Here is a 255-nt window from a genome sequence, read left to right as displayed (position 1 = left end):
GGCTCGGTCACCGCATCGCCACCACCCTCAGCGACCAGCGCGAGGTGGGCTTTCTTTACTACGGCCATGGTCATCTGCACCAACTGCTGCTGGATCAGGTTCCGCTGCTGGATTTCGAGCGGGATGCGCTGCATCGCGAAACCGGCCGCCAGGGCTTTGGCGGCTGGCAGCAACGCCAGTACGACCTGCAGGGCCGGCTGGTCCGCCAGTACAGCAATCAGCCGGTCCTGGCCTGGCAGTGGGAATACGACCCCG

1 pseudogene is annotated in these 255 nt (G+C 65.5%); it reads left to right on the top strand.

Going from position 1 to position 255, the window contains the following annotated elements:
• Positions 1-255 (top strand): annotated as a pseudogene (locus PZA18_RS25930) (hypothetical protein); the annotation flags it as partial.

The sequence above is a fragment of the Parachitinimonas caeni genome (assembly GCF_030129945.1).
In the GTDB taxonomy this organism is placed as follows: domain Bacteria; phylum Pseudomonadota; class Gammaproteobacteria; order Burkholderiales; family Chitinimonadaceae; genus Parachitinimonas; species Parachitinimonas caeni.
The sequence above is the reverse complement of the archived record's forward strand: the minus strand, read 5'-3'. Positions and strand labels throughout refer to the sequence as shown.